Annotated in this window: 1 protein-coding gene; it reads right to left on the bottom strand. The window is 75.7% G+C overall.

Annotated features, from left to right (window positions below):
* On the bottom strand, positions 1 to 5365 hold a 5365-nt coding region (locus ACFXA3_RS34315; RefSeq protein ID WP_385193443.1), incomplete at both ends, for a type I polyketide synthase.

Raw genomic sequence — 5365 nt, 5'->3', positions numbered from 1 at the left:
GCCGCCGCCGGAGGCTGCTTCGGCCAGTCGATCCGGAACAGCGCGTCCCGGACCACCGGGCGGCCGTCGGCCGTCAGCTGCTCCGCGGCCAGCGGGCGCAGCATCAGCGAGGCGAGCGAGGCGACGGGGACCCCGGAGGCGTCCGCGAGGTCGACGGCGACCGAACCCTCGCCGCGGGCGGAGACCCGTACGCGCAGGCTCGCGGCGCCGTCCGCGGAGAGCGAGACGCCGGAGAGGGCGAACGGCAGGGCGGCCTCTCCGCCGGTCACGCCGGACAGGGCGACCGGGTGCAGTGCCGCGTCGAGCAGCGCGGGGTGGACGCCGTATCCGTCCGGTTCCACGCCGTCGGGCAGCGCGACCTCGGCGTACACGTCGTCGCCGGAGCGCCAGGCGGCCTTCATGCCCTGGAAGACGGGTCCGTAGGCCAGGCCGGCCTCGGCCACGTCGGCGTAGAAGCCGTCCAGGTCCACCGGTTCGGCGCCGGCGGGCGGCCAGGCCGTCGCGTCGAACGGACGTGCGGGTTCGGCGGGCTCCTCGGCGAGCGTGCCCACCGCGTGCCGCACCCACGGCAGGTCCTCGTCCTCGCCGCGCGAGTGGAAGGTGACCGGGCGCCGGCCCGACGCGTCGGGGGCGCCGACCGCGACCCGCACGGCGACTCCGCCGTGCGGCGGGAGCACCAGCGGCGCCTCCAGCGTCAGTTCGTCGACGGCCGGGCAGCCGGTCCGGTCGCCCGCCTGGACGGCGAGTTCCACGAAGCCGGTGCCGGGGAAGAGGACGGTCTCGCCGACCTTGTGGTCGGCCAGCCACGGCTGGGCGGAGAGCGCGAGGCGGCCGGTGAGGACGATCCCGTCCGTCTCGGGCGCGGAGATCACCGCGCCGAGCAGCGGGTGGTCGAGCGTGGAGAGGCCGAGGGAGGTGGCGTCGCCGCCCGCCTGGCCGCCCTGGATCCAGAACCGGCGGCGCTGGAAGGCGTACGTCGGGAGGTCGACGCGGCGGGCGCCGGTGCCGGCGTAGAAGGCCTGCCAGTCGATGCGCGTGCCGGTGCCGTGCAGGCGGGCCAGCGCGGTGAGCAGGGTGCGCGGCTCGGGGCGGTTCTTGCGCAGGACCGGCTCGACGACGACGTCCCGGCCGTCCAGGGTGGTGCCGGTCAGGGCCGACAGGACGGCGTCGGGGCCCAGCTCGACGAAGCGGGTGACGCCCTGGCCGTGCAGGTACGAGACGGTATCGGCGAAGCGGACGGCTTCGCGCAGGTGGCGGGTCCAGTAGTCGGGGGTGCCCCAGTCCTCGCTGATCTCGCCGTGGACGCCGGAGACGACGGGGATCTTCGGCTGGTGGTAGGTGACGTTCTCGGCGACGAGGTGGAACTCGGCGAGGACCGGGTCCATCAGCGGCGAGTGGAAGGCGTGCGAGACGCGCAGCCGGGTCGTCTTGCGGCCCAACGCGGTGAAGACGGCGGTGATCTCCTCGACGGCGTCCTCGGCGCCGGAGACGACCAGGGAGCGCGGGCTGTTGACGGCCGCGATGCCGGCGGTGGCGGTCAGGTGCGGCAGGACCTCTTCCTCGGTGGCCTCGAGGGCGGCCATGGCTCCGCCTGCGGGCAGTGCCTGCATCAGGCGGCCGCGGGCGGCGACGAGGCGGGCCGCGTCCTGGAGGGAGAGCACGCCGGCGGCGTGGGCCGCGGTGATCTCGCCGATGGAGTGGCCGGCCAGGAAGGACGGGCGGACGCCCCAGGACTCGACGAGCCGGTACAGGGCCGTCCCGATCGCGAACAGGGCGGGCTGGGTGTAGGCGGTGCTGTTCAGCAGCGCCTCGGCCTCGGCGGATTCGCCCCACATCACCTCGTACAGCGGGGTGTCGAGGTAGGTGTCGAGCGCGGCGACGACCTCGTCGAGGGCGGCGGCGAAGACCGGGAAGCCGGCGTGCAGTTCCCGGCCCATGCCCGGGCGCTGGGCGCCCTGGCCGGTGAACAGGAAGGCGGGCTTGCCGTCCCGTACGGAGTCCTGGACCACGCCCGCGGTCGCCGAGCCTGCGGTCAGCGCGGCGAGTCCGGCGAGCAGTTCCTCGCGGTTCCCGGCGATCACCGCGGCGCGGTGGTCGTGCGGGGTGCGGGAGGTGGCCGTCGCGTGGCCGAGGTCGGTCAGGGAGAGCTCCGCTTCCTCGCCGACCCGCTCCCGCAGGCGCTGCGCCTGCTCGGCGAGGGCCTGCGGGCTGCGGGCCGACAGCACGACCGGTACGAGGGGCAGTTCGCGGTGTTCGCCGGCCGGCGCCGTGGCGTCGGCGGGGGCCTCTTCGAGGATGACGTGGGCGTTGGTGCCGCTGAGGCCGAAGGAGGAGATGCCGGCGCGGCGCGGGCGGCCGGCCGTGGCGGGCCATGCGACCGGCTCCTGGAGCAGTCTGACGTTGCCCGCCTCCCAGTCGACGACCGGGGTGGGCTCGTCGATGTGCAGGGTCTTCGGCATCAGGCCGTGGCGCAGGGCCTGCACCATCTTGATGACGCCGCCGACGCCGGCGGCGGCCTGGGCGTGGCCGATGTTCGACTTGAGGGAGCCGAGCCACAGCGGCTTGTCCTCGTCGCGGCCCTGGCCGTAGGTGGCGAGGACTGCCTGGGCCTCGATCGGGTCGCCGAGGGTGGTGCCGGTGCCGTGGGCCTCGACGACGTCGACGTCGGCGGTGCTCAGGCCGGCGCTGTCCAGGGCGGCGTGGATGACGCGCTGCTGGGAGGGGCCGTTGGGGGCGGTGAGGCCGTTGGAGGCGCCGTCCTGGTTGACGGCGGAGCCCCGTACGACGGCCAGGACGCGGTGGCCGTTGCGGCGGGCGTCCGAGAGGCGTTCGACGACGAGGACGCCGACGCCCTCCGACCAGGCGGCGCCGTCGGCGGCGCCCGCGAAGGACTTGCAGCGGCCGTCCCTGGCCATGCCCTTCTGGCGGCTGAACTCGACGAACACCTCGGGGTCGGACATCACGGTGACGCCGCCGGCCAGGGCGAGGGTGCACTCGCCGGAGCGCAGCGCCTGGATGGCCAGGTGCAGGGAGACGAGGGAGGACGAGCAGGCCGTGTCGACCGTCATGGACGGGCCCTCGACGCCGAGGACGTAGGAGACGCGGCCCGAGGCGATGCCGCCCGTGGAGGCGTTGTGCGCGTAGTCGTGGTACATCATCCCGGAGTAGACGCCGGTGCTGCTGCCCTTGAGGGTGCGCGGGTCGATGCCCGCGTCCTCGAAGGCTTCCCAGGACGCCTCCAGCAGCAGCCGCTGCTGCGGGTCCATGATCAGCGCCTCGTTGGGGCTGATGCCGAAGAAGTCGGGGTCGAAGTCGCCGGCGTCGTGGAGGAATCCGCCCTGGGCGACGTAGCTCGTGTCGGGGCGCGCGCCGGTCGGGTCGTAAATGCGGGCCAGGTCCCAGCCGCGGTCGGCCGGGAAGTCGGAGATCGCGTCGACGCCGTCGGCGACGGCCTGCCACAGGCCGGCGGGCGAGGTGATGCCGCCGGGGTAGCGGCAGGCCATGCCGACGATGGCGACGAGGTCGTCGTCGGCCGTCGCGGCAGCCGTCTTGCGGGCCGCCGCGGGCCGTGCGGCCGCGGCCGCGGGCAGTCCGGACACCTCGGTGAGCAGGTGGCGGGCCAGCGCGAGGGGGTTGGGGTAGTCGAAGACGATGGTGGCGGGCAGGCGCAGGCCGGTGGCCTCGGCGAGTCCGTTGCGGAACTCGACGGCGCGCAGCGAGTCGAAGCCGAGCTCCTTGAACGCCCGCTCCGGCTCGATGGCCTGGGTCGAGCTGAAGCCGAGTACGTCGGCTACCTGCCGCAGCACCAGCTCGACGAGCACCTCCTCGCGGTCGGCCTCCGGGAGGGAGGCCAGCCGCTGCTGGAGGGCGCCGGCCTCGACCTTTCCGCCGGCCTTGCGGCGGGCGGTGACCGGGGCGAGGGAGCGGAACACCTCGCGGGCGCTCGCCCCCTGGGCGCGGAGGGCCCCGAGGTCCAGCTTGACGGGCACCAGGGTGGCGTCGCCGGCGCGCCCCGCGGCGTCGAACAGCGCGACGCCCTCGTCGGCGGAGATCGGGAAGACGCCGCCCTGCGAGATGCGGGAGCGTTCGGCGTCCGTCAGGTTGCCGGTCATGGCGCTGGCCTCGCCCCAGAAACCCCAGGCGAGGGACTGGGCGGGCAGTCCGCGGGCCTGCCGGTGGGCGGCGAGGCCGTCCAGGAAGGCGTTGGCGGCCGCGTAGTTGGCCTGGCCGGGGTTGCCGAAGACACCGGCGACGGAGGAGAACAGGACGAAGGCCGAGAGGTCGGCGCCGGCGGTGAGTTCGTGCAGGTTGAGGGCCGCGTCGGCCTTGGGGCGCAGGACGGCGTCGATGCGCTCGGGGGTGAGCGAGCCGAGGATGCCGTCGTCGAGGACGCCCGCCAGGTGGACGACCCCGGTGAGGGGGTGCGCGGCGGGGACGGTGGCCAGCAGGGCGGCGAGGGCGTCGCGGTCGGCGGCGTCGCAGGCCGCGATCTCGACGTGGGCGCCGAGTTCGGTGAGCTCGGCGGCGAGTCCGGCGGCGCCTTCGGCGTCCGGGCCGCGGCGGCCGGCGAGCAGCAGGCGGCGCACGCCGTGCGCGGTGACCAGGTGGCGGGCGAAGAGCCGGCCCAGCATGCCGGTGCCGCCGGTGAGCAGGACGGTGCCGTCCGCGGCGAACCGCGGTGCGTCGCCGTCTTCGCCCGCTTCGGGGACTGCGGCGCGGACCAGGCGCGGTGCGTACGCGACGCCGTCGCGGACGGCGATCTGGGATTCGCCGGCGGCGTACGCGGTGAGGACGTCGGCGTCGGTCGCGGCGTCGGCCAGGACGACCCGGCCGGGGTTCTCGGACTGGGCCGATCGGACCAGGCCCCAGACGGTGGCGCCGGCCAGGTCGGTGACGTCCTCGCCGGCCCGGGCGGCGACGGCGCCGCGGGTGCGGACGACGAGGACCGAGGCGGCGTACCGCTCGTCCGCGAGCCATTCGCGGACGACGGCGAGGGCTTCGTGCGCGGCGGTGCGGACGGCGTCGGCCCCGTTCCCGGCGGGGGCGTCCCACAGGACCACGTCGGCCGGGTCGGCGTCCTCTGCGGCGGACCGGGTGGCCTCCCACGGGGCGAGGGAGGCGTCGGCGGCGGCCGCCGGGAGGGCCTGCCAGTCGATGCGGAACAGGGCGTCCCGGGTGAGGGAGCGGTCCTGGGCGAGCCGGTCGTCGGTGAGCGGCCGCAGGACGAGCGAGTCGACCGAGGCGACGGGCTGCCCGGAGGCGTGGGGGGGGGGGGCGGCGGCCCCCCCGGGCCCCCGGGCCCCGGGCCGGACCCGGGCGGGGGGGGGGGGGGGGTTTAAACCACTACCAGCCCCCCACACCCCCA

Source organism: Streptomyces sp. NPDC059456 (assembly GCF_042750055.1).
Lineage (GTDB): Bacteria > Actinomycetota > Actinomycetes > Streptomycetales > Streptomycetaceae > Streptomyces.
Note: the sequence above shows the minus strand (reverse complement) of the source record. Positions and strands in the feature narration are given on the sequence as shown.